Source organism: Streptomyces sp. NBC_01334, assembly GCF_035983595.1.
Lineage (GTDB): Bacteria > Actinomycetota > Actinomycetes > Streptomycetales > Streptomycetaceae > Streptomyces > Streptomyces coriariae.
This window is the reverse complement of the sequence record NZ_CP130718.1, coordinates 7,129,593-7,154,590: the sequence shown is the minus strand read 5'-3', so window position 1 is coordinate 7,154,590 and position 24,998 is coordinate 7,129,593. Positions and strand designations below refer to the sequence as shown.

Here is a 24,998-nt window from a genome sequence, read left to right as displayed (position 1 = left end):
GAACACTTCACCCCATCAGGTGACCAACGCGCCGTTCACCCCGCGGGTGGCCGGACCAGCCCCTTCCCGTACGCGTAACGCACCGCCTGCGCCCGGTCCTTGAGTCCCGTCTTGGAGAACATGTTGTTGATGTGTGTCTTCACCGTCGCGGTGGACACGCTCAGCCTGCGTGCGATCTCCTGGTTGCTGAGCCCCTCGGCGATCAGGACCAGCACCTCCGCCTCGCGTGTCGTGAGCCCGTCGGGGACGGCAGCGGGCGCAACCGGCTCCGGTTCGGGGGCCGACAGGCGCTCCAGCAGCCTGCGCTGGACACTGGGCGACAGCCCCGCGTCCCCGGACAGCACACTGTGCACGGCCCGCACGATCTCGTCCCCGCCCGCGTCCTTGGTGAGGTACCCCCGTGCGCCGGCCTTCAGCGCCGGGAAGAGGGATTCGTCGTCCGCGTAGGTCGTGAGGACCACGACCTGTGTCCCGGGATACTCGGACCGGATGCGTCGGGTCGCCTCCACTCCGTCACAGCGAGGCATGCGCAGGTCCATCAGCACCACGTCGGGAGCGAGTTCGGCGACGAGCCGCACGGCCTCTTCCCCGTCCCCGGCGGCGCCCACGACCTCGACTCCCGCCAGCAGCCCGAGCAGCATCACGATGCCTTCCCGGACGACCGTCTGGTCGTCCGCGACCACCACCCTGGCGGGCTTCCTCGCCGCCTCCTCCGTCATACCGGCACCTTCAGCGTCACCACGAACCCTTCCTCGTCCGGCCCGGCAGCGAGCGAACCACCCAGCAGTTCGGCGCGCTCCCGCATACCCAGCAGACCGTACCCGCCGCCGGCCTCGGCGAGTTCGCCCGGCGACCCACCCGAGTCCCGCACGTCCAGGGTCACTTCATGTCGGCCGTACTCCAGCCGGACACGGACCTTGGCGCCCGGCGCGTGTTTGCGAGCGTTCGTCAAGGCCTCCTGAGCGACCCGGCGCACGGCCTGCGACGCCTCGACCGGCATCGGTCTGCGTTCGCCGCCCACGGTGACCACGGCACCGTCGGACGCGCGGACGAGATCCGTCAGGAAGTCCTCCAGCGGCGTCAGTTCACCGCGCAACGCGGAGAGCGACTGCCTGGTCTCCTCGAGCCCGTCGCGGGCCATCCCCCGTGCCGCCACCACGCGATCGAGAATCTGCTCGCGGTCCGCACCCCGCTCGATCAGCAGCCGGGCCGCCTCCAGGTGCACGAGCTGTGCCGAGAGACTGTGGGCCAGGACGTCGTGGATCTCCCGGGCGATGCGGGCCCGCTCCGCGAGTGCGGCCGACTCGGCCTCCGCCGCGCGCGCGGCCCGCTCCTGGGTGAGCAGTCGTTGTGTGGTGCCTCTGGCTTCGGCGTCCAGACGCAGTGCGTATCCGGCGAGGGCCATGCCTGCGACGGCGGTGGCCGAGGTCACCCCCGAGTCGTCGTTGACCAAGGCGAAGGCGGCGAACCCGACCGAAGCCGCCGGCAGCGCCGCGCCCAGAGGCAGTCGCTCGAGCGCCGCGATGGCGCATCCGCACCACAGGACCGCGGCCGGGGAACGGAAGTCCGCGGCCTCGGCGCCGGCCGCCAGCCCCAGCAGCAGCAGGAGAAGGGCCAAGGACGGCCACAGCCGGTGCGCGAGCGTGGTCCGGAACAAGGCCCACGCCAGGCCACCGGCCACAAGAACGCCGCCGACGCCGGCGACCGCCACCCACCCCTGGATGCGGCTGTCGTGGAGGGCGCTCCACACCAGGGCGCCCACGACCAGCAGCCTTACGGCCCAGGCCAGCAGCCTCCTGGGGCGCGATACCCCTCTGGGGCCGAGCGCCTCCCGTGAGGGCCAGCGTGTCCAGACGTTCTCCGTCACACGCGCTCCTTCCACGGGGACCGGGGCCCGGGGTCACCGTACGCCGTGGCGTACGCGGGAGCCTGGTCCAGAGACCGCACGCGCCAGATCAGCATCCCGGAGCGGACCAGCAAGGTGGCCGCGAGTCCCAGCATCAGGGCCGCACTATCCTGGTGGATGCCCAGCAGGGCGCCGAATCCGAAGAGACCCAGCCTCAGACCGATGCCGGCTCCCCACACGGCCACGCTCGCCTTGGTGCTCTTGCTCCACACGGCGCCGTCCGGCTCCACCCAGATGCGGGTGGTCCAGGCCCAGGCGGCTCCCATGGCCAGGGCGACGATCAGTTCGGCGCCGAGCACCAGGGCCGATTCGGCGTGGTGACGGGTGCCGAGCAGATCGGGTTCGCGCAGCGCTATGACGGCCAGGATTCCCGGCAGGAGCCACCATCGCCGGTCCGTGTCGATGCGGCTTGCACGGAACTGCCGCGCGATCACGAGTGCGGCCACCGCCACGATCACCAGTGCGTTGACGAGCCCGGACATCACAGCCTCCGTGAGCGGGAAGGGGAGGCCGACAGCGAGCGCTGCCGACGCCTTCGACGCTACGGAAACGTGCCGGTCCGCAGATCGGAGCGGGGGTGGATCATGGGTGGATCTCCGGAAGCCCGGGTTCTCCACCCGTGGGTGGAGAACCCTCAGCCGGACCTGCCCGACAACCGGCCTGACCTGCGCAAGACCAAGCCGGCACTGCCCAAGATCCGACCGGACCTGTTCGAGATCCGGCCGGATCCACCTGCGATCCGGCCGGGATCCACCTGCGACCCGGCCGGACCGAACGCGGCGGTTACGCGTCGATACGGGACCGGTCCAGCGTCGCCGCCGAGCTGGAGATGAACTCCTTGCGCGGTGCCACGTCATTGCCCATGAGCAGATCGAACACCTGCTCGGCCGCCTCCAGGTCGGAGAGGTTGATGCGGCGCAGCGTGCGGTGGCGCGGGTCCATCGTCGTCTCGGCCAGCTGGTCGGCGTCCATCTCACCGAGACCCTTGTAGCGCTGGATGGAGTCCTTGTACCGGACGTTCTTGCTCTGGAACTCCATCAGCTTGTCGCGCAGCTCACGGTCCGAGTACGTGTACACGTACTTGTCCTGGCCCTTCTTGGGCTGGATGAGCTCGATGCGGTGCAGGGGCGGGACAGCGGCGAAGACCCGCCCGGCCTCGACCATGGGCCGCATGTAGCGGTGGAACAGCGTGAGGAGCAGCGTCCGGATGTGGGAGCCGTCCACATCGGCGTCGGTCATCATGATGATCTTGCCGTAGCGGGCCGCGTCGATGTCGAAGGTGCGCCCGGAGCCCGCTCCTATGACCTGGATGATCGCGCCGCACTCGGCGTTCTTGAGCATGTCGGTGACGGACGACTTCTGGACGTTGAGGATCTTGCCCCGGATCGGCAGCAGTGCCTGGAACTCGGAGTTCCGGGCCAGCTTGGCCGTACCCAGCGCGGAGTCTCCCTCGACGATGAACAGCTCGCTGCGCTCGACGTCGTCGCTGCGGCAGTCGGCGAGCTTGGCGGGCAGGGACGAGGACTCCAGAGCCGTCTTGCGGCGCTGCGCGTCCTTGTGCTGCCGAGCCGCGATACGCGTGCGTGCGGCGGCGACCGCCTTCTCCATGACGACCCGCGCCTGAGCTGCGGCATCGCGCTTGGCGGAGGTCAGGAACGCCTTCAGCTCCCTGGCGATCACGGTGTTCACGATGCGCCGGGCCGCCGAGGTGCCGAGGACCTCCTTGGTCTGGCCCTCGAACTGGGGCTCGGCGAGACGCACCGTGACGACGGCGGTCAAGCCCTCCAGAGCGTCGTCCTTCACGATGTCGTCCTCGGCCACGCGCAGCAGCTTCTTGGCGCGCAGCACCTCGTTCATCGTCTTGGCGACCGCCTGCTCGAAGCCCGCGACGTGAGTGCCGCCCTTGGGCGTGGCGATGATGTTGACGAACGACTTGAGGTTCACGTCGTAGCCGGTGCCCCAGCGCAGCGCCACGTCGACGCCGAGCTCACGGGTGACCTCCGTCGGAGTCATCTGCCCGTGCTCGTCCAGGACCGGGACGGTCTCCTTGAAGGTGCCCTGTCCGGTGAAGCGGAGGACGTCGCAGACGGGCTTGTCGGTCGCCAGGTACTCGCAGAACTCGCTGATTCCACCGTCGAAGCGGAAGGACTCCTCGCCCTTGCTGCCGCCCTCGCCGAGGCCGTACTCGTCGCGGACGACGATGGTCAGGCCGGGCACCAGGAAGGCGGTCTGGCGGGCGCGCTGATGGAGGTTGTCGAGGGAGAGCTTGGCGTCCTTGAGGAAGATCTGGCGGTCGGCCCAGTAGCGCACCCGCGTGCCGGTCCGGTTCTTGGCGACCCTCTTGATCTTCCGCAGGCCGCCCGTCTCGAACTTGGAGTCGGGGCCGTCCGCGGCGAAGGCGCCCGGAACACCACGCCGGAAGCTGATCGCGTGCGTGTGGCCGCCCCGGTCCACCTCGACGTCGAGGCGGGCGGACAGGGCGTTGACCACGGAGGCGCCGACGCCGTGCAGACCGCCGGAGGCGGCGTAGGAGCCGCCGCCGAACTTGCCGCCGGCGTGCAGCTTGGTCATGACGACCTCGACGCCGGACAGACCCGTCTTGGGCTCGACGTCGACCGGGATGCCACGACCGTTGTCACGGACCTCGACCGAGGCGTCGTCGTGGAGGATCACCTCGATGTGGTCGCAATAGCCGCCCAGGGCCTCGTCGACGGAGTTGTCGATGATTTCCCACAGGCAGTGCATCAGACCACGGCTGTCGGTCGAGCCGATGTACATACCCGGGCGCTTCCGCACGGCCTCGAGCCCCTCGAGGACGAGCAGGTGCCGCGCGGTGTAGTTGGAACCGTCCCGGTCTGCTCCTGCCAGCAGCGCTGTGGACGGCACGGACGTTTCGGCGGTCACGCGGTTCGCTCCTCGCTGAATTTCACTTGGGGCCCTTCTGGGTAAGGGCGCGGCTTGGGTTGCCGCCAAGAGGGTACCGAGGCCTGGTAGAGCCGTTGTAACGCCACCCTCGTCTGAAACTCAGACTAGTCCAGCGTCGCATACTTGTTCGATCCCTCGATTGAGTGAAGTACATATCACGTTCCCTTCGGGGCATGAACCATTTAGGCTCCGGGCACGTCCTCATGAACAAACCGGCAACCCAGCCGGGAGGATCGAACCATGACCGACAGCGCGAAACCGTAAGCACTACAGACCACGCAATACGGCACATTCGCCGCCAAACCGGCAGCAGACGGCCACCTCGGAAAGATTTTTTCGAGGACAAGCCACGAGCGGGAACGTTTTGGGGCTGGTTGGATGTTGACCCTGGTACGACAGCTCGTCGAGCTAGAGAAGAGGCGACGTGACTACTGTTCTGACCCCCGCGAGCCCGCTGACGGCCGCGGACCGCTGCGACCGCTGCGGCGCCCAGGCGTACGTACGCGTCGTGCTGCTCAGCGGCGGAGAACTGCTCTTCTGCGCCCACCACGGCCGCAAGTTCGAGCCGGAACTCAAGAAGATCGCCGCTGAGATACAGGACGAGACAGAGCGGCTGACGACCGTTCCGGCCTCTACCCCGGAAGAAGAGCGCTGATCTGCGCGTCCACGACGAGCCATGACCGGCACAGGCCGGTATACGGGCGGCCGCCCCTGCTCCAGGGGCGGCCGCCCGCTCTCGTGACCCGAAGATCGGCCAACGAGGGGGCGAGGCTCACTCAGACGCCCTCAGGGAGCCTCGTGGGGCCCCCGAGCGCCCGCGACCAGCCGAGCGTCTTCACGGCGTCGGACACCCGCGTGTAGACACCGGGATTCCCCGGCCGCCCGCACCCGCTGCCCCACGACACGAGCCCGATGAGTCGGCCCTGTGCGACCAGCGGCCCGCCGCTGTCCCCCTGGCAGGCGTCCCGGCCGCCCCGCTCCTCCCCGGCGCACACCATGCTCCGCGCGTCGTAGGTGCCGTCCGAGGTACCCGGGTAGGCCCGCTCACAGGACGCGTCTGACAGCACATGCACCCGAGCCGCTCGCAGACTGTGGGCGTACGCGCCGAATCCGGTGCTGTCGCCCCAGCCGTAGACCACGGCCTCCGTGCCGGCCTCGTACGCCGGATCACCCTCGGCGGCCATGGGGATGACCGCGGCCGCCGGAAGCGGCTGGGCAAGGGTGAGTACGGCGAAGTCGCCGGCGTTGCTGACACCGTCGTAGCCCGGATTCACCCAGACGCTGCGCACGGAGACCTCCTGCCCGGTGTCCCTGTACAGGTCTGTACGCCCCGCGACGACCTTCAGGTCGGCCAGCTGCCCCGGCGGTGCTCCCAGGACGTCCTGGCCCATGCAGTGGGCCGCAGTGAGCACGGTGGAGGGGCCGACCGCCACGCCTCCGCAGAACTGCCCGGAGCGCATACCTCCGAACCGGTCACGACTGGACAGCGCGACCGTCCACGGGCTCTGGGAGACATCGACCGGGAAGCCGCCCACGACAACACCGTCGGAGGCCGCCGGGGCGGCGGAGCCCAAGGGTATGGCCACCGCCGCGGCCGCCAGGATCAACGGCCGGGACAAGGCCCGGACAAGGGGACGACGCATGCGCGCTCCTCACTCTGGAGTGACTGATGGACACCCAGAGTCATCCAGCACGCGGCAGCCCGCACCCCCGCGCCGAAGCCGAAGGCCCGGTCCCCCTGGGGGGACCGGGCCTTCGGCTTCGTACGGCTACGACCTAGTCGAGGTAGTCGCGCAGCACCTGCGAACGGGACGGGTGGCGCAGCTTGGACATGGTCTTGGACTCGATCTGGCGGATGCGCTCGCGCGTCACGCCGTACACCTTGCCGATCTCGTCGAGGGTCTTCGGCTGACCGTCGGTGAGACCGAACCGCATCGAGACGACGCCCGCCTCGCGCTCGGACAGGGTGTCGAGGACGGAGTGCAGCTGCTCCTGGAGGAGCGTGAAGCTGACCGCGTCGGCCGGGACCACGGCCTCGGAGTCCTCGATGAGGTCACCGAACTCGCTGTCACCGTCCTCACCCAGCGGGGTGTGCAGCGAGATGGGCTCACGGCCGTACTTCTGGACCTCGATGACCTTCTCCGGGGTCATGTCGAGTTCCTTGGCCAGCTCCTCCGGGGTGGGCTCACGGCCCAGGTCCTGGAGCATCTGGCGCTGCACGCGCGCGAGCTTGTTGATGACCTCGACCATGTGCACCGGGATACGGATGGTGCGGGCCTGGTCGGCCATGGCGCGGGTGATCGCCTGACGGATCCACCAGGTGGCGTACGTGGAGAACTTGTAGCCCTTGGTGTAGTCGAACTTCTCGACCGCGCGGATCAGACCGAGGTTGCCCTCCTGGATGAGGTCCAGGAAGAGCATGCCGCGACCGGTGTAACGCTTGGCCAGGGAGACCACCAGACGGAGGTTGGCCTCCAGGAGGTGGTTCTTGGCGCGTCGGCCGTCCTCGGCGATGATCTCCAGCTCGCGCTTGAGCTTCGGAGCGAGCTTGTCGGCGTTCGCCAGCTTGTCCTCGGCGAACAGGCCGGCCTCGATGCGCTTGGCGAGCTCGACCTCCTGCTCGGCGTTGAGCAGCGGGACCTTGCCGATCTGCTTGAGGTAGTCCTTCACCGGGTCGGCGGTGGCACCGGCCACGGCGACCTGCTGGGCGGGCGCGTCGTCCTCGTCGTCGTCGGAGAGGACGAAACCCTTGTTCTCGGTCCCCTCCTCTTCCTCTTCGCCGGGCTTGGCGTCCTCGAGGACCTCGTCCTCGGCAACCTCGGCGTCGTCCTTGCCTGCGGTCTTCTTGGCCGCCGTCTTCTTGGCGACGGTCTTCTTCGCGACCGCCTTCTTGGCGGTCGTCTTCTTGGCAGCCGCCTTCTTGGCAGGGGCGGCTTCGTCTGCGGAATCGTCCACAGCGGGAGCGGCCGGGGTGGCCGGGGCGGCCGTGGCGGTGGCCTTCCTCGTGGTCACCGCCTTCGCCGCGACCGTCTTGGTGGCGGTGCGCTTGGCCGGACTCTTCGCTGCGACGCTCTTTCGGGTGCGCTTGGGCTCCGCGGCACTGACCATCAGCGTCACACCCTCTTCCTCGAGGATCTGGTTGAGGCTGCGCAGTACGTTCTTCCACTGAGTGGCCGGAATCTGGTCAGCTTCGAAGGCCCGACGCACATCGTCGCCGGCGATCTGCCCCTCAGCCTTTCCCCGCTCAATGAGCGCCATGACAGAGACGGACTCGGCGATCTCAGGCGGGAGCGTACGGGATGTGCTGGCCGACACGAACAACCTCTCGGAACGTTGGAAAACGGCTTCCGGCCCCGTCCGTGACGGACAGGAGCCGACCACCGGCCTGGGGGTGGGCCGACGGCGCGGGCGGGGGCCGGGAGGATTCACAGCGCCTTGAACGGCGTCCGTATTCCCTCCGCGGCGGTCACCTCTTAGGTCATCGCGTTGTTTCCACAAGCGTTACGCCCAATCTTCGTGGCCCGAGTCACACCCCGTAAGCGTTCAAAAACGGCCAGACGCGGGCAGATGAGGTCACCCGTCGAGCCTACCGGTACCGCCAGGGCCTGTTCCGCCACATCGACCGTCGGACCCCGCAGGCCCCGTGACGGGTTCTGCGGGGTCCGACGGGAGTACGGAGGCAGTGGCCGAGGACGACGCGAGAGGGGGAGGCACCCCCGACCGTCCCCCGCGCGGTGCGGTCAGTGTTCGCGCGGCGCCGGCACGACGCGCTCCACCTCGGGATGAACGGTGAGCAGCGCTCGCATGGCCGTCTCGGCGGCGGCGCCGTCGCCCGCCGCGAGGGCGTCGACGATCCGGCCGTGGTGCCCCAGCGACGCGTCGTTCGGCCGGTCACAGCCCGTGACCGGGCCGCCGGAGACCTGGAGGGCGGACGACACGATCCCGGAAAGGTGTTCCAGCATCCGGTTGCTCGCGACCTGGATCAGCAGCGAGTGGAACTCGGCGTCGGCCCGGGAGTAGGTGAGCGCGTCGCCCTGCCCCATGGCGTGCGCCATGATCTCGACCATGTCGGACATCCGCTGCTGGATGTCGGCGCGCCCGTGCCCCGCGGCAAGGCGCGCGGCAAGGGGCTCGATCGTCCAGCGCAGCTCATTCAGCTCCCGCCGCTGATCATCGCGCTGGGGGCCGAACGCCCGCCACTCGATGATGTCCGGGTCGAGAAGGTTCCAGTCGCTCACGGGACGCACGCGCGTGCCGACGTTCGGCCGGGCACTGACCAGGCCTTTGGCCTCGAGGACACGCAGCGACTCGCGGACGACGGTGCGGGACACCTCGAACCGCTGACCGATCTCCTCGGGCACCAGCGGTCGGTCGGCACCCAGGTCGCCCGAGACGATCATCTGACCGAGCTGCTGGACGAGTTGGCCGTGCAGTCCGCGTCCGCGGCTGCCCGCGGCGCGGCGGCCCACGCGGCCCAGCTCAGGTTCCGCGGACTCCCATACGGGGGCTCCGACGCGTTCGGCCACGGGGGCCTCACCGAAGGGATAGCGGTCGAGTTCGCCCGGGCCGGCCAGACCGGAGTCGGTGGAGCGGGCGGCGGTCATCATGGTGTGCGCAAGGGTACTCACGGATCCTTTGTCGGCGCTGCTCCCAACTCCCTTGAGGTCTTTGGTGAAAAGCACACGAAAGGGTGATCGCTCACCCCGTCGCAATTGACGCCTTATCGGAAAGAAATGGGCTTTCTTCGGGGAGTTGCGCACACGCAGGGATCGGATCGGCCCGGACGATGGTCATCGGGCTCTGTTTCGCAGGGTCGTGAGCAGGTAGGCGCACAGCAGAGCAGTCAGCGACAACGTCATTGCGCCGCCGACCGGTTGGGCGATCACCCGTGCCGCGGCGGCCAGATAGCGCTCTCCGCCGAAGGGCCACTGCACCAGGAGCAGCTCGCGCAACCGCATCGAGAACCCGGCCGCCGTCCGCACGGACGCGCTCTCCACGGCCCTCTGTACGACGGGCAGGACGACGACGGGCATGGCGACCACCGCCGCCATCCCCGCCGAGGTGGAGCGGAAGACGCCCGCGGCCAGCACACCGGTCCAGGCGCACCCGACCACGAGGCCGATCCAACTCGCGCTCAGCGAAAGCCAGTCCCCGGGAACCTGTGCGACCTCCCGTCCGTAGACGAGATAGAGCGCTTCGGCGTCGCAGCCCACCGTGAGAAAGGCCAGCATCAGTGCGGTGAGGGCGGCGACGAGGAGCTTGGCGGTGAGTACCCCCAGCCTTCGGGGCACGGTACCGCGGTCCGCGGCCAGGGCGGGGTGGCGGAACTCGTCTCCGAAAGCCAGCGCGCCGAGCAGCCCCGCGCCGAGCGCCGCGGGCGGCAGCGGAAGCTCCGTGGGCCATGCGGCCAGCAGCCGTGCCTGGGAGGTGTGACCCGCGCGGGCCAGGAGCAGGGCGGTGAGGGCGGAGAGGATCAGTACGGCGGCACCGGTGGTGAATCCGGTGCCGATCCCGGTGGCTCGACGGAGTTCGTAGCGGAGCGGACGCAGAGGGCTGGGGGCCGAGCGGACGGAGATGGGAGGAGGCAGGGCGGGCAGGGTGTGGACGTCGCGAGACGCGAAGGGGCGGACGGGGCGCTGAGCCGAGGACACGACAGACGCGGCCGAGGAACGGGAGACGGCGGGGCGGGTACCTGAGGCGGTGTCGTCTGCGGTGTCGGCTTCTCCGGGCCGCCGGAGTTCGTCGACGATCGCGCCTGCGGAGACGGCCGGTCCACTCGCGGGGTGCCTGTCGGGGGCAGCCGGGGACGCCGACATGTCCGGGGCCTCCGCAGCCCGGCCGCCGGCGGCGGACGCCGCGAGACCGGACGGGGAGTCGCCGTCGGAAGCCGGGATGCCGTCGCGAGGCACCGCGTCGACCGGCCGGTACGGCGCCGGGGAGGGCGGCGGTTCATCGTCGGGGCCGCACGGCGCGTCCGCGGCGCCCGTGCGCCGGGACTCGCTCGCCACCCGTGCGTTTTCCGCGACCTCCGCGTGTTCCGTGCCCGGCTCGGAGGCGGCGGCGAAGGTGGTCGGTTCTCCGTCCGAAGGGTCCCGGCCTGCTTCCGCCGAGGAGCCCGGCCTTGCCTCCGGGTGTACCCGCCGCTGATCCTCCGCCCCCGCTCCCGGCCCCATGTCGCCTGTCTCGTCGGCGAGTTGGTGGACAAGGATGTCGTGCCGGAACGCCGTCTCGCCGACCTGGGCACAACTACTGCCGTACACGGAGAGCCGATTGCCGTCCTCCTGCACGACCTCTACGGAGCGTTGCGCGGCTCGCGCCTCCCTGGCGAGCAGGGCGGCCAGGCGGGCTGCGTGCGGGCTGCGGACGGCCACCCGGGGACGCAGCCGGGTGCGGGCGAAGTCGGTGGCCTCCTGGTCGGCGGCCAGCGTGCCCCGCTCCAGGGTGATGACCCGGTCGGCGGTGCGGGCGGCCTCCTTGGGATCGGTCGTGGTCGTCAGGACGGTGCCGCCCTGGTCCGCGTGGGCGCGCAGCATGCCGTACAGCCAGCGGTTCTCGCGCCCGGAGAGCCCGTCGGCCGGATCGTCCAGGACGAGGGTGTGCGGATCCGCGAGAAGAGCGCAGGCCAGGCCCAGCCGCCGGTCCATGCCTCGGGACAGGGTGCCGAGGCGTTCGTCGCGCAGACTGACCAGGCCGACCACTTCGAGCACTTCGTCGGCCCGCCGCACCGGAACCCCGGCGGCCGCGCACAACATGCGCAGGTGGCCCCGGACCGTGCGGGCCGGATGCCCCGGGACATCGCCTAGGAGGACGCCGACCTCGCGCGAGGGGTGGGCGATGCGGTGCAGCGGACGGCCCCGGAAGTAGGCGAGCCCGCGGCCCTGTTGGAGTTCGAGCATCAGTCTCAGCGTCGTGGTCTTGCCCGCGCCCGGCGCTCCGAGCAGCACGGTGACGCGGCCCGCGCGCGCCTCGAAGGAGACATCGTCGACGGCGGGCGGAAGCACCTTGCGGGAGTTGCTGGTCAGTCCGAAGGCCTGGATCACCCGTAGCAAGATAGCGCGGTATATCCCTTTTTCCCGTTCACCGCACGGTGGCACCATGCGGACGTTGCGCAGCCGCGACCGACCGGCTCAAGCCCCTCCCGCGCCTGCGGGCCGACGCGGTCGGCCCGCGTCACACCTCGGGCCGCAGCATCGGCGGATTGAGCAAGGTGGCGCCGCCCGCTCGGAACAGCTGGGCCGGGCGGCCGCCCTGCCGAGTGGTGGTGCCGCCGGTGGGCACCAGGAAGCCGGGTGTGCCGGTCACCTTGCGGTGGAAGTTCCGCGGGTCGAGCGCCACGCCCCACACCGCCTCGTAGACCCGGCGGAGCTCGCCGACCGTGAACTCGGTGGGGCAGAACGCGGTCGCAAGGGACGAGTACTCGATCTTGGAACGGGCCCGCTCCACACCGTCCGCGAGGATCTGGGCGTGGTCGAAGGCGAGTGGTGCGACCGGTTCCCCGTCCCGCCCGTAGCCGCCGTGCTGAAGCAGTTCCTCGACCGGCGCCCAACGCGCGTTGCTGGCGTCTCCGCCCGCTCGCGGCGCCGGCAGGTCCGGTGCGAGCGCCAGGTGCGCGACGCTGACGACGCGCATCCTGGGGTCGCGCTTCGGGTCGCCGTACGTGGCGAGCTGCTCCAGATGGGCGCCGTTGTCGTAGGCCGGGGCCGAGGGGTCGTGGGCACGGAGTCCCGTCTCCTCGGCCAGCTCACGTGCCGCGGCCTGGGTGAGGTCCTCGTCAGCCCGTACGAAGCCGCCCGGGAGCGCCCACCGCCCCTGGAACGGCGCCTCACCCCTGCGCACCGCAAGCGCGCACAGGGCATGGCGGCGCACGGTCAGCACGACCAGGTCCACGGTGACGGCGAAGGGCGGAAAGGCTGACGGGTCGTAGGGCATGCGGCGATCATAGTCGTCTTCCTGACGATAAACACTCCCTTCGTCGGCCGCTTCGATGGCTGATCCACTTCGGTACCGCACGGCCGTCGTCGTCCGCCCGGGTTGGCGTCCGGAGCCGCGTCGTACGAGGTCACACTCCCAATTGGAGCCCGTCGGCCGCCTCCTCCACCATGGCGAGACCGAGCCGACTGACCCGTACGGAGAAGGGGGCGCCGGCGACCCGCAACCCGGTCAGGCCGATCTCCCCCAGGGGCGCGCCGCGCAGGGGTCGCAGCGTGACGGTTCCGGCCGGGGCGTCGGGCCGGACGCCGGCCAGGGTGGTCAGCAACAGAACACCGGCCGCCGCCGCGGTGGCTGCGGGACGACAGGCGGCCGGATGGGGAAGCGGGGCTGTCCCGTCACCGCGTTGCTCCCCCGCGTACATCTCCGGGAGGCGGTGCCCGAAGGCCTCGGCCGCCGTCAGTACGCCTCGCAGCAGCGCGGCGCCCTCCTTCTCGTAGCCCGCGGCGGCCAGGCCGGCGACGGCGATCGCCGTTTCGTGGACCCGGACGGCACCGCTGCGGTGGCCGAAGGGGTTGTAGCCGATCTCCTTCGCATCGAGGCTGCGGAGCCCCCAGCCCGAGTCCATGACGGGGCTGCCGAGCAGCCGGGCCAGTTGTTCGGTCTGCACCCGGTCCAGCAGCCCGGGAGCGTGAGCGCCGCCGCCCAGCAACCCGGTGTCGAGCAGGTGGACGGCCGTCGCACAGAGGTGGGGCAGCGGCCGCCCGTCCGGGGTACGGGCGGCCGCGGGCCGGCCGCCTCCGGGATCGTCGATCCAGAAGTCCCGCCGGAAGGTGGCGCGCAGCTTCCGGACCCACTCCCGGAGCCCGTCCCCGCCCGGTCTGCCGCAGGCGTCGAGCAGGTCGGCGCCGAGCAGTGCGGCCCGGTGGGCGTGGGCCTGTGTCTCGCAGCGGACGGGCCCACCGGGCTGGGGATCGCTCAGGTAGGGCCCCTCGCCGACCGTGGCACGCAGCCAGGTCAGGCAACGCTCGGCCGCCGGGAGCAGCTCCTCCGTCTCGTGATCGGGCAGGCCCCATCGGCGGGCCTCCGCGAGGAGCACCGGAAAGAGCAGCGTGGCCTCGGTGCCCGTACAGCCCGGCGGAAGGTGCGCGCCCGCGTCGCGACGGGGGCCGGGGATCATGCCGCACCGTGGCCCCGGAGCCGTGATCTGTGTACGGGTCAGGGTGCGCAGCGTGCCGGCGGCGAGGCGAGTCCCGAGAGGCAGCGTCATACGGGCCGCGGCAAGCGCGTCCGCCGGTGCCAGGCCGCAGCGCCACGGCACCCCTGCCGCGAGGTGGGTGTCCGCGGGATGCGCGGGGTCTCGCACCAACAGGGCCTGAAGATCCGCGACGCTCGTGGCCAGGAGCGCCCGGACGCGTGGATCGTCGCCCGTCGCCTGTGCCGTGGCCAACGGGCTCGTGGCCGCCCGCCCCACGGCTCGGATCGGTCCCGCACCGTCCAGGCGGACCCTCAACTCCACACGGACGGTTCCGCCGGGAGGGACGTCGAAGTCCCAGCGCAGCAGTCCCGCGGAGGCGATCGCGTCGGCCGGGGGCGGGTCGGCCATGACGCTCGAGGCTCCGGCGGCACAGGACCACCGCAGGCCGGAATCATGGACGGTGGCGGCGAGTTCGGGCCCCACGGTGCCGGACGCGATCGCCCCCAGGTCGGCCAGATCGGTGCCGAGCGCCACCTCGACCGGAAGGCGCAGCGGCCGGGCGGCGGCACTGTGCAGCGTGATCAGTTCCGTGCCGTCCGCGGAGCGGGTCCGCTCGACGATGACGTCCGGGTCCGGGCCGCCGTGCGGCGTGACACGGAGCGTGCCGACGAACCGGGCCCGGTCGGCCGAGGTCATCCGAGCCTGGACCGCCAGCGGTTCACGTCCCGCCACTCGCACCTGACAACGGGACAGGATGCGCCGGCCCGCCCGGTAGAACCCCTCCAGCCCATGGCCCGTCAGCTGCCCCTGATCCGTCGAGATGGCGAGGCCCGGCAGGGCGACGCAGATCATCGCCGTGTGAGCGGGGGGCAGGCCGACCGAGCGAGGCTGGGCCGGCGTGCCGGCCGGAGGTCCGGCGCCTCTGGACGAGGGCGGCCGCGGACGACGCGCTGCGCCGGCCGACGGGAAAGCGGACGTGCCACGGATGCCCGGGCCGGTGGACGGGCGAGGGCCTCCCGCCGGCCCGATGGGTGGAGCGGGTGGTGAGGTGCGCCGACCCTCGTCGGGAACTCCGGCCCGTTGCGGACCCGGCCCGTCCGCGAGCGGTGGGTCGGTGCCCGCGCCGGGGACCGGCGTCGAGGTGTCGCGGCTGGAGCGTTCGTCGGCGGCTGAGGGCGGAGTCGGCTGATGCATGCGGTGACTTCTTCTGCTCTCTGTGCGCCTCGGGCATGGTCGAGGCCGGGTGGACGGCTCCGGCAGGGCGGGTGCGCTGCGGCGGCACGCCCCGTGCAGGCGTTCCGCCACTCAGGTGAACGGGGCGGGACTCCCCCAGGTCACGCCCCTGGGCCGCAGGCCCCACCGAATGGCCGCCGGATCCGGACAGGCAGGGCCGGCTTCGGAGCCTGCCGAGCCGACTTCGAGGCCACGCCAGGCTGCTTGAGCGGGGTGTCCGGCCACAGGCGTTCACCGGGCAGGGCAGTCCCCGTTGACCCGGCCTCGGTCATCGCCGGCCCGCCCACGCCTCAGCACCGTCTTCCACCACAGCGGCAGAACGGGCGTCACCCCTGCCCCTTCGTGTCGTCGCCATCGGCTCGCAGGCCTTCCGGGCGGTTTTCGCGGCGCCGAGGGGAGGCCTTTCCCACAGGACGGGTTCGGGATCCTCCTAGGCTCGGCGCGGCAGCGCGCGTGACGTGCGGCCTCGGTGTGCGAGCGCGAAGCTCGTTCGCTCCCCGCGCGCGGTGTTCTGGTTCCTGGCCTTCTTCCGCTCCGGCCGCAGCCTGTGCGTGGACCGCGCCGGCACCGGTGGGGCGGACACGGCGACGCCTGCGAGCCGCTGTGGGGGTGGGTACCGGCACAGGTTCTGATGCGCAGGTGGCTGAAGTGTGCGGGAGTGGGCCGGAGGTGCGGCCCTTCACTGCGCCGGGTCGGTCCTCGTGCTCGGCTCCGCCGGAGCCGTCTGGGTCGTCCGGCTCGCTGGAGCGGTCTTCTTCGCCGGAGCGGCTCCGCTGCTCGGGGCAGCTTCCCTCGCCGGGATGATTGTCCGCGTCCGGACACCGGAGGTCGGTGGACGCCTCTCCCCTCTCTGTTCCGCCCAGGCCTGCGGGGAACTCCGTCCCGCCCGTGCCCTGTGGGCCTTCGGAGCCCCCGGAGCCCTCGGCCACAGCCGTCTTGCCGGGCGTCTCCGCTGTCGTGGGCAGCCCGCGTCCCTCGCGCTCGGCGCGCAGGCAGCGTCGTACCGACTCGGGATCGAGGCCCTCGTTGCAGGCCTGGTGCAGAAGGCGGGCGAACAGATAGTCCGGGTCCGCGCCCAGGGCCATGGCGAGGGCCTCCCGCGCTTCGAGTTCATCTCCGGTGGACCAGGCGACCCAGCCGGCGAGGGTGAGGGGCGCCGCCGCGTGTTCGCCGTAGGGGCCGACGCAGCGCCGTGCCAGGGCCCGCCACAGACGCAGGGCGGGGGCCGCCTCGTCGCCCTCCATCCACCCCGCCGCCCGGTCACGCGTCACCCGGTCCTGGAGGCCGAGAATCAGAGCTGCGGCCTCGTCGAATCCGAGCAGTTCGTCGTCTCGGCGGTCCGCCGGCAGAGCACCCGGAACGACGGGTGCCTCGGCGAGGCGGCGCACAACCCGCCCGGCCAGGTCCAGCGTCTCGTCGGCCACCGCCGCGCGGCTCGCCTCGTCGAGGATCCTCGGGACGAGCGCCATGCCTGCGGTGTCCAGGGCGATCTCCTGCTCCAGTGCGGCACCGGTCTCCAGGGGCAGCAGTCGGGCACGCAACTCGCGCAGGGTGCCCCGGACCTGGATCCCCGCATAGGTCGCGGCCGCGGCCAGCACAGAAGTGCCGGGCAGGCCCATCGCCACCCCTTCGACCGGGCAGCAGCCCTTGCCGCCGCAGCAGTACGACCAGAAACGGCCGTCGGCGATACAGAGCGCCTCGATCACGGGGACGTCGAGGCGGCCGCACTCGAGACGCAGTCGGTGAGCCAGCGGTTGGAGCCGCTCCATGACCTGACGACCCGTCTCCCCCTTCCCCGGTTCCTGGCAGAGGTAGGCGACCATGCTCGCGGGACGGGTGCCCCGGCGTTCGCTGCCCTTCACGAGCCCTTGCGTCAACTGCTGGGCGACGGCTCCCCAGTCGTCCGGGTTCGCTGGAATGCCGAGCCGGGCCCGGCCGCCGAACCGGCCTCGTCCGCCGCGGTCGTGCAGGGCGACCAGGACGATGCTGTCCTCCGGTCGATACCCGAGCAGGTAGGGCAGGGCGTCGGCCAGCTCCGCCGGAGTCCGCAGGGTGACCTGGTGGTCGGCGGGGCTTGCGCCGTACCCGACGTCTCCCTCGAACACCGTGTGGCTCTCACAGGCCGGGTGCTCACGTCCGCCCCGTCCGGTGATGTCGCCGTTTTCGGAGGATCCAGTGGTTTCGCTGTGATTCGTCATGCGCCGACGATCTCGCGGATCATCAGGTTCCGCTTGGCCTGTGGATAAGTCCGATCAGGAGCACGTCAGACATCCGGAACGGAAGGGCCGCGGCGCCGCCGGGCAACGCCCTGCCCCACCAGCCACTGACCGGATTGTCAGCGCCGTCCTGTTGTATGGGGGCATGGAGCACACGAACAACGCGGATCTCCGGGCCGACGCCGACGCCGTCCTCGCCCGCCTCGTCGGCGACGCCACGGGCGTGGCCCGGCTGCGCGAGGACCAGTGGCGGGCGATCGAGGCGCTGGTCGCGGACCGTCGCCGGGCCCTGGTGGTGCAGCGGACGGGGTGGGGCAAGTCCGCCGTCTATTTCGTGGCGACCTCTCTGCTCCGAGCCCGCGGTTCCGGCCCCACGGTGATCGTCTCTCCGTTGCTCGCCCTGATGCGCAACCAGGTCGAGGCCGCGGCCCGGGCCGGTATCCACGCACGGACCATCAACTCCTCGAACACCGATGAGTGGGCCACCGTGCAGGCCGAGATCGCCGCCGGCGAGGTCGACGTCCTGCTGGTCAGCCCGGAGCGGCTCAACAACCCTGATTTCCGTGACGAGGTACTGCCCGCGCTGGCCGCCGCGACCGGACTGCTCGTGGTCGACGAGGCCCACTGCATCTCCGACTGGGGCCACGACTTCCGCCCGGACTACCGTCGGCTGCGGACCATGCTCACCGATCTCCCGCCGGGCGTGCCGGTGCTCGCGACGACCGCGACCGCCAATGCGCGCGTGACTTCTGACGTCGCCGAACAGCTCGGCACCGGCGGCACCTCGGACGCCCTGGTGCTGCGCGGCCCGCTGGACCGCGAGAGCCTCAGCCTGAACGTGCTGCGGCTGCCCGACGCCGCGCACCGGATGGCATGGCTCGCCGATCACTTCGACGACCTGCCCGGCTCCGGAATCGTCTACACGCTCACCGTCGCCGCCGCGGAGGAGGTCACCGCCTTCCTCCGCCAGCGCGGCCACATCGTCGCCTCGTACACCGGACGCACGGAGAACGCCGACCGGCAGCAGGCCGAGGAGGACCTGCTGGCCAACAAGGTCAAGGCACTGGTCGCCACCTCCGCGCTGGGCATGGGCTTCGACAAGCCCGACCTCGGATTCGTCGTGCACCTGGGCTCACCCTCCTCCCCCATCGCGTACTACCAGCAGGTGGGCCGCGCCGGTCGCGGTGTGGAGCACGCGGAGGTGCTCCTGCTGCCGGGAAAGGAGGACGAGGCGATCTGGGAGTACTTCGCGTCGCTCGCCTTCCCGTCGGAGGAACTGGTGCGCCGCACCCTGGATGTCCTCGCGCACGCGGAGCGCCCCGTGTCGCTGCCCGCCCTGGAGCCCTTGGTGGAGCTGCGCCGCTCCCGCCTGGAGACCATGCTCAAGGTCCTCGACGTGGACGGGGCGGTCAAGCGGGTCAAGGGCGGCTGGCTCGCGACCGGACAGCCGTGGAGGTACGAGACCGAGCGGTACGAGTGGGTCGCCCGGCAGCGCAAGGCCGAGCAGGAGGCGATGCGGCAGTACGCGTCGACGACGGACTGCCGGATGGAGTTCCTGCAGCGTCAGCTCGACGACGAGGGCGCCAAGCCCTGCGGCCGCTGCGACAACTGCGCGGGGGCGCGCTACACCGCCGAGACGTCCACGGCCGCACTGGACGCCGCGCGAGTGGACCTGGGTCGCGCGGGCGTCGAGGTGGAGCCCCGCCGGATGTGGCCGACGGGGCTCCCGGCGATCGGCGTGGAGCTCAAGGGGCGCATTCCGGCCGGTGAACAGGCTTCGACCGGGCGTGCGTTGGGGCGCCTCTCCGACATCGGCTGGGGCAACCGGCTGCGTCCGATGTTCACTGCCCAGGCTTCCGACCAGCTGGTTCCGGACGATGTGGCGAGGGCCGTGGTGGGGGTGCTGGCCGACTGGGCGAAGGGTCCCGGCGGTTGGGCCTCCGCGGTGGCCGACCCCTCGCCGCGCCCGGTCGGCGTGGTCACCATCGCCTCCCGCACCCGACCGCGGTTGATCCACTCCCTGGGCGCGCGCATCGCCGAAGTCGGCCGACTGCCGCTCCTGGGCTCGGTGGAGTACACCGCTGACGCCTCGTCGATCTCGCGGAGCAACAGCGCCCAACGCCTCAAGGCGCTCCACGGCATGCTGGAGGTGCCGCCCGCGCTCGCCGCCGCGCTCGCCGAGGCCCCGGGGCCCGTTCTGCTCGTGGACGACTACACCGAGACGGGCTGGACCCTCGCGGTCGCGGCCCGGATGCTCCGTCGCGCGGGCGCGCAGGGGGTGTTGCCTCTGGTACTGGCCGTGCAAGGCTGACCACAGGTTGCGACCGACGAAGCCCGCCCCAGCGCCCCCGGCCGCCCTCCGGTGTCGCCTCGGCGCCGGTGTGCCGGTGTGACTGCCCGTCGAATCCGCCGCCTCGGAGGCACTCACAAGGCGTGAGCTGCCGGCTCACGTGTCCTTCCGAGAATCACTGGGTAAGGATATAAGTCACTCATCGTCACATAACGGTCGGTGGCCCCAATTGCTCGTTGCCGCATCCAAGTTCGACAGGAAGAATTGAGCTCCGCTCCCCGCACGGCTTGCCCGTAGTCCGGTAGGGCTCTGCTGCGGCGTGCGCTCCCCCGAATCCGACCCGCCCGCAGTGTGGGCCGTAGCCGAAGGGAGGATCGTGACCTTCGGATTCGCTCCGTCCTCGGCGGCATCGTTGTCGACGTCCACGTCCGCCACCTCCGCCACCCGCTTGCTCGAGCCCGCCGAATGGGCAGCGGCCGGCATCCCGCTGCTGCGCAACCCGCGGGAAGTCGTCAGCGGACTGCACTCGCGGCACCGACCACGGCCGGCCACCGCGATCGTGGCCGTGCTCGACCCGGACGAACGGGTGCGGGCCAGCGCCTCGTTCACCCGGCGCCAGGCATCGACCGACGGCTGGATGTTCCGCAACGCCCTGCTCGCCCAGCTGCGCCGGGTCATCCCGCACGACCTGCGGCTGCGCACGCCCGTGCGCACCGCCGTGCTGCTCTACTGCCGGGACGGCGACGCGCGCTGGACGGAAGAGGACGGGGCGTGGATGTGGGGTCTGCGCGATGCCTGCACCTTGCACGGGTTGCGCTGTGGGGCGTACATCACTCTCACCCGGGACGGCTGGCAGGTCCTCGGCGAGGGTCGCGGAGGCCGTCGACCCCACGCCGATTCGACTCCGGAACCCTTCGCCCTGTCCGAAGCCCCACCGCCGCTGCCCCGAACCGGCGGCGCCGCCTCGGAGGTACTCCGTCGCGCGGCAGCCCGCTGAGAGGCGGCCGGGCGGCCGAAGAGCCCGCAAGAACGTCGGCCCCCGGGAGGCGCAAACCTCCCGGGGGCCGACCTGCATCGCGCGCGCCGAGGCCTGGACCGTCCGGCACACGCAAGGCCGCGCCGACGCCGCACGCACCACAGAGGCGCCGCACGAGCGACGCCTCCGTGACCCCGGCGCCTACCGGTCTACCGGAGCCGGTTCAGACGCCCGCGCCCAGCGCCGCGTTGATCTGCTGCGGGTCCCCGCAGACGATCAGCAGGCCGGCGGCCCGAGCGCGGGCCAGCGGCAGAGCGGTGGCGGCCACGGTGTCGGGTCCGCCGTTGACGGCGACCACGACGACGGGACGCACGCCCGCCCGGTCCAGCACTGCGGCATCGGCGTAGAAGACGTCGTCTCCCGCGTCATGCTGCGCCCAGTAGGGCGCCTCGCCGAAGGACAGTTCATGGGTGGCCCAGGGGTGCTGCTCGCCGGTGGTGACCACCAGCACGTCCCCCGGAGTGCGGCCCGAGTCCAGGAGGAGGTCCACAGCCTCCTCGGCGGCGTCCAGCGCCCCCTCGGCCGAGGCCGGGATCAACTGGACCTGGGGCGTCGCCGAAGCGGGCGCGGCGACGGCAGGGGCGGCCGGGGCCGAGGGCCCGGGCTTGGCGGCCGCGTCACGCGGCGCGCGTTGCGCCGGTGGCGTGGGCCGGACGGGTCCGGGACGACCGGGACGCGACGGAGCCGCGGGACGGGGTCCGGGTACAGGTCGAGGGGTCGGCGCTGTGCGGCCGCTGGCCGGAGTGGCGCGGGGACCCTGGGCACTCTCGTGAATCTGAGGCTCCTGGGGAATGAGAGGCATGAGCTGTTATTTATCAAACGTTGGTGCGGCGAGCGCCAGCGGGTGGCACATCAGTGCGAACGGAATCGTCAGAAGTCGAAGCCGAGTTGACCTTCGACTCCCGGAACGCTCCCGTTCGCCCAGGTACGGGCCTTCTTGAGGTGCCGCCACTGGGGCAGCGCATCAAGATACGCCCACGACAACCGGTGGAACGGAGTGGGTCCCCGCTCCTCCAGTGCGGCCTTGTGCACGGGAGACGGATACCCGGCATTGTCCGCAAAACCGAAGTCTGCATGGTCGATACCCAGTTCGGCCATCATTTTGTCGCGCTGGACCTTGGCGATCACCGAGGCCGCCGCGACCGCCACACAGGACTGGTCGCCCTTGATCACCGTACGGACCCGCCACGGGGCGCCGAGGTAGTCGTGCTTCCCGTCGAGGATCACCGCGTCCGGGCGGACCGGGAGGGCTTCCAGAGCCCGCCCGGCGGCGAGCCGGAGCGCGGCGGTCATCCCCAGGTCGTCGATCTCCTCCGGGGAGGCGTGACCCAAGGCATGCGAGGTCACCCACGTCAGCAGCTCCCGGGAGAGCTCGTTACGCCGCTTGACGGTGAGCAGCTTGGAATCGGTGAGGCCTACGGGGGGCCGGCGGAGTCCGGTGACGGCAGCGCAGACGGTGACGGGTCCGGCCCAGGCACCGCGGCCCACCTCGTCGACACCGGCAATGACCTTCGCTCCGGTCGTGGCGCGGAGGGAGCGCTCGACGGTGTGAGTGGGTGGTTCGTACGGCATGGCGCCCTTAGATTACGCCGCCGGGATCCCGTCGCGACACCCCGGTCGGCACCGGGCCCCCGCCGACCGGTCGCAAGGGCGCCGAATCCGTGCTCAGGGCAGGTCCGGCCGCAGCAGCGGCAGCATGAGCAGGTCGATCATCTCATCGAGTTCTCGATCACCCCATTCGCATCCGCACATCTTCGACCGATACATCATCATGGCCGGAATCACATCGAAGACATAGCCGTTCGCCGCGTCGGGTCGCACTTCACCCCTCTCGATTCCACGGTTGACGACCTCGTGCAGCAGTTTCACGGTCGGCTCCACCACTCCATCGACGATCAAGGCATGGAAGCGTTCGGCCTGAATTGGATCGCATTCGTGAATGATCGAACGCAACGCGAAGCCGGGGCGGGAGAACATCGCGTCACGCGCGTCACGACACAGCGCCATCAGATCCGCACGCACGCTGCCCAGATCGGGTACGGCGTCCAGCCGGGGCAATCCGGCCCGCAGGGCGTCCGCGACGAGGGCCTCCTTGGAGGGCCAGCGGCGATAGACGGCGGCCTTGCCGGTCTGGGCACCGGCCGCCACCCCTTCCATCGTGAGGCCGTTCCAGCCGACGGTGCCCAACTGCTCCAGCGTGGCATCGAGAATCGCACGTTCGAGCACGGCGCCGCGCCGGCGGGGAGAGGACGCCCGAGCGGGGGCGGCCGTCCAGCGCGAAGTATCCATCCAGGTGTCTCCAGCGAGCAGAGGAAGCGGGGATCAGGGGGAACGGGGACCAGGGGGTGGAGCGAGGCTCTGGGCGACCGCGACGGGGGACACGCCGAGAGGCGACGCCGCGAGTGAACGCTTGCGTTCACTACGAAGGACTCACTACCGTTGACGGGCCAGTGAACGCCATCGTTCACTAATGCTCTTGTGGGGGACTCATAGTGACAACCTCTCAGCTGACTCAGAACCAGAAACCCGGAGCGGCCCGTCGGGAGGGACATCCCGGCATCGCACTCACCGTGATCGCGGCCTGCCAGCTCATGGTGGTACTCGACGCGACGATTGTGAACATCGCGCTTCCGCACATTCAAGACTCGCTCAAGTTCAGCACCACCGATCTCACCTGGGTGGTCAGCGCCTACACGCTCACCTTCGGCGGCCTGCTGCTGCTCGGCGCCAGGGCGGGTGACATCCTCGGCCGGCGACGAGTGTTCATGGCCGGCATCCTTCTCTTCACCTTCGCCTCGCTCCTGGGCGGACTGGCGCAGGAACCCTGGCAGTTGCTCGCGGCACGCGCCCTCCAGGGCGTGGGAGGCGCCATCGCGTCGCCCACCTCGCTGGCGCTCATCACCACCACGTTCCCCGAGGGGCCGGAGCGGAACCGGGCCTTCGGCGTCTTCGCCGCGGTCTCCGCGGGCGGTGGCGCCATCGGCCTGCTCGCGGGCGGCATGCTCACCGAGTGGCTCGACTGGCGCTGGGTGCTGTTCGTCAACGTGCCCATCGGCGTGCTCATCGCTTTCGTCACGCCGCTCTACATCAGCGAGTCCGAACGCCACCCCGGACGCTTCGACATAGCCGGCGCGCTGACCTCGACGCTCGGCATGGCCTCCCTGGTCTACGCGTTCATCCGCGCGGCGGAGGAAGGCTGGCGGGACGGTGTGACCGTCGGCGCCTTCGCGGTCGCACTGGTCCTGCTGGTCGCCTTCGTGTTCACGGAGTCGCGGGCCAAGGAGCCGATCACTCCCCTGAAGATGTTCGCCGACCGCAACCGCTCCGGTACGTACGTGATCATGTTGAGCCTCGCCGCGGCCATGTTCGGCATGTTCTTCTACATCGTGCTCTTCGTGCAGAACGTGCTGGGCTACAGCCCGATCAAGGCGGGTCTCGCCTTCCTCCCCGTCACGGTCGCCATCGCCGCGGGCGCGGGTCTGTCGCAGCGCTTCCTGCCCACTGTCGGCCCCAAGCCGTTCATGCTCGTCGGTTCCGCGCTGGTGGCGGTCGGCCTCACCTGGCAGGCCTTCATCAGCCCCGACAGCTCCTACCTCGGCGGAGTGCTCGGGCCGATGGTGGTCTTCGGCTTCGGCATGGGACTGAACTTCGTGACGGTGACGGTCACCGCCGTCTCGGGTGTCGCCCCGCACGAAGCCGGCGCCGCGTCCGGTCTGCTCAACGCCACGCAGCAGGTGGGAGGTTCGCTCGGCCTGTCCATCCTGACCACCGTCTTCGGTACGGCCAGCAAGGACGAGGCGGAGAAACAGCTGCCGAAGTTCCTCGCGGACGGAAACCCGGAGCAGAAGGCCGAGTTCGCCAAGACACACCAGTTGCCCGCTCCCTGGGGACATGACGTACTCGCTCACGGGATCTCGACGGCCTTCGTCCCGGCCGCCGCGATGGCCGTACTCGCTCTGGTGACGGCCTGGTTCGTCATCCGTGTCCAGAGGAGCGATCTGGAAGCGCTGTCCGGCACGGCGGGCCCCATGGCCGGCTGACGGACCAGCACTGCCCGCCGACCCGGGAGTGCCATCGTCCGTCCCGACGAAGGCGCGTCCACCGCTTCCGGGTCGGCCCGCGCGGCCTCTCGATACCGACAACATGATCACCAACAGGTCGAACCGCACGCGCACCCCCTATGTCGTCCCACGACCACCCGCCCACCTGCACGCACAGGTCGCACAGCGGATGTCCGAACAACGCCTGGACGGTCACGCAGAGTT

Annotated in this window: 18 protein-coding genes; 4 read left to right on the top strand and 14 right to left on the bottom strand. The window is 70.8% G+C overall.

Going from position 1 to position 24,998, the window contains the following annotated elements; genetic code table 11:
- Positions 1–35: 35 nt before the first annotated feature.
- The 4 genes from OG736_RS32180 to OG736_RS32165 all read right to left on the bottom strand — a co-directional run bounded on the left by OG736_RS32180 (position 36) and on the right by OG736_RS32165 (position 4,810).
- The gene (locus OG736_RS32180; RefSeq protein ID WP_327185472.1) at positions 36–719 is read right to left on the bottom strand and encodes a response regulator transcription factor; all 684 of its coding nucleotides are present in this window, start codon (positions 717–719) and stop codon (positions 36–38) included.
- Positions 716–1,867 carry a sensor histidine kinase gene (locus OG736_RS32175; protein WP_327185471.1) on the bottom strand — a complete coding sequence of 384 codons (1,152 nt, stop codon included), beginning with the start codon at positions 1,865–1,867 and terminating at the stop codon, positions 716–718. The genes OG736_RS32180 and OG736_RS32175 overlap by 4 nt, the downstream gene beginning before the upstream one ends.
- The gene (locus OG736_RS32170; protein ID WP_327185470.1) at positions 1,864–2,388 is read right to left on the bottom strand and encodes a DUF1453 domain-containing protein; all 525 of its coding nucleotides are present in this window, start codon (positions 2,386–2,388) and stop codon (positions 1,864–1,866) included. The genes OG736_RS32175 and OG736_RS32170 overlap by 4 nt, the downstream gene beginning before the upstream one ends.
- A gap of 301 nt (positions 2,389–2,689) precedes the next feature.
- Entirely contained in the window at positions 2,690–4,810 is a 2,121-nt protein-coding gene (locus tag OG736_RS32165; RefSeq protein WP_327185469.1) for a DNA gyrase/topoisomerase IV subunit B, read from the bottom strand.
- 445 nt (positions 4,811–5,255) lie between these two features.
- Between OG736_RS32165 and OG736_RS32160 the strand changes: the two genes are divergently transcribed.
- Entirely contained in the window at positions 5,256–5,486 is a 231-nt protein-coding gene (locus tag OG736_RS32160; protein ID WP_020125094.1) for a DUF7455 domain-containing protein, read from the top strand.
- 121 nt (positions 5,487–5,607) lie between these two features.
- Here OG736_RS32160 and OG736_RS32155 read toward each other — a convergent pair whose 3' ends face one another.
- From OG736_RS32155 to OG736_RS32125, 7 genes are all read right to left on the bottom strand, one after another.
- A complete protein-coding gene (locus OG736_RS32155; protein ID WP_327185468.1) occupies positions 5,608–6,474 on the bottom strand; it encodes a serine protease in 867 nt (288 codons plus the stop codon).
- A gap of 133 nt (positions 6,475–6,607) precedes the next feature.
- Entirely contained in the window at positions 6,608–8,146 is a 1,539-nt protein-coding gene (locus OG736_RS32150) for an RNA polymerase sigma factor (RefSeq protein WP_028806035.1), read from the bottom strand.
- A 425-nt stretch (positions 8,147–8,571) separates the two neighbouring features.
- Entirely contained in the window at positions 8,572–9,459 is an 888-nt protein-coding gene (locus tag OG736_RS32145) for a FadR/GntR family transcriptional regulator (protein WP_142266525.1), read from the bottom strand.
- A gap of 162 nt (positions 9,460–9,621) precedes the next feature.
- Positions 9,622–11,871 (bottom strand): ABC transporter ATP-binding protein, encoded by a 2,250-nt coding sequence (locus OG736_RS32140; RefSeq protein ID WP_327185467.1) that lies wholly within the window; start codon positions 11,869–11,871, stop codon positions 9,622–9,624.
- Between the two features lie 130 nt (positions 11,872–12,001).
- Positions 12,002–12,760, bottom strand: coding sequence for an NUDIX hydrolase (locus OG736_RS32135; protein ID WP_020125089.1), 759 nt, complete (start codon positions 12,758–12,760; stop codon positions 12,002–12,004).
- 130 nt (positions 12,761–12,890) lie between these two features.
- Positions 12,891–14,810 carry a glycogen debranching N-terminal domain-containing protein gene (locus tag OG736_RS32130; protein ID WP_327185466.1) on the bottom strand — a complete coding sequence of 640 codons (1,920 nt, stop codon included), beginning with the start codon at positions 14,808–14,810 and terminating at the stop codon, positions 12,891–12,893.
- A 707-nt stretch (positions 14,811–15,517) separates the two neighbouring features.
- Positions 15,518–17,389, bottom strand: a complete 1,872-nt coding sequence (locus OG736_RS32125) for a DUF4192 domain-containing protein (RefSeq protein WP_327185465.1) — start codon at positions 17,387–17,389, stop codon at positions 15,518–15,520.
- Between the two features lie 163 nt (positions 17,390–17,552).
- Here OG736_RS32125 and OG736_RS32120 point away from each other — a divergent pair, with 163 nt between their 5' ends.
- The gene (locus OG736_RS32120) at positions 17,553–19,718 is read left to right on the top strand and encodes a RecQ family ATP-dependent DNA helicase (RefSeq protein ID WP_327185464.1); all 2,166 of its coding nucleotides are present in this window, start codon (positions 17,553–17,555) and stop codon (positions 19,716–19,718) included.
- Between the two features lie 355 nt (positions 19,719–20,073).
- Positions 20,074–20,694 carry a hypothetical protein gene (locus OG736_RS32115; protein WP_062651016.1) on the top strand — a complete coding sequence of 207 codons (621 nt, stop codon included), beginning with the start codon at positions 20,074–20,076 and terminating at the stop codon, positions 20,692–20,694.
- A gap of 202 nt (positions 20,695–20,896) precedes the next feature.
- Here OG736_RS32115 and OG736_RS32110 read toward each other — a convergent pair whose 3' ends face one another.
- The 3 genes from OG736_RS32110 to OG736_RS32100 form a co-directional block, all read right to left on the bottom strand.
- Positions 20,897–21,535: a hypothetical protein gene (locus OG736_RS32110; protein WP_327185463.1), complete on the bottom strand. Its 639-nt coding sequence runs from the start codon at positions 21,533–21,535 to the stop codon at positions 20,897–20,899.
- 68 nt (positions 21,536–21,603) lie between these two features.
- Positions 21,604–22,305 (bottom strand): ribonuclease HII, encoded by a 702-nt coding sequence (locus tag OG736_RS32105; RefSeq protein WP_327185462.1) that lies wholly within the window; start codon positions 22,303–22,305, stop codon positions 21,604–21,606.
- Positions 22,306–22,398: 93 nt separating this feature from the next.
- Positions 22,399–23,022, bottom strand: a complete 624-nt coding sequence (locus OG736_RS32100; protein ID WP_327185461.1) for a TetR/AcrR family transcriptional regulator — start codon at positions 23,020–23,022, stop codon at positions 22,399–22,401.
- A 203-nt stretch (positions 23,023–23,225) separates the two neighbouring features.
- Here OG736_RS32100 and OG736_RS32095 point away from each other — a divergent pair, with 203 nt between their 5' ends.
- On the top strand, positions 23,226–24,773 hold the full coding sequence (locus tag OG736_RS32095) for an MFS transporter (protein WP_327185460.1): 1,548 nt from the start codon (positions 23,226–23,228) through the stop codon (positions 24,771–24,773).
- Positions 24,774–24,998: the final 225 nt, after the last annotated feature.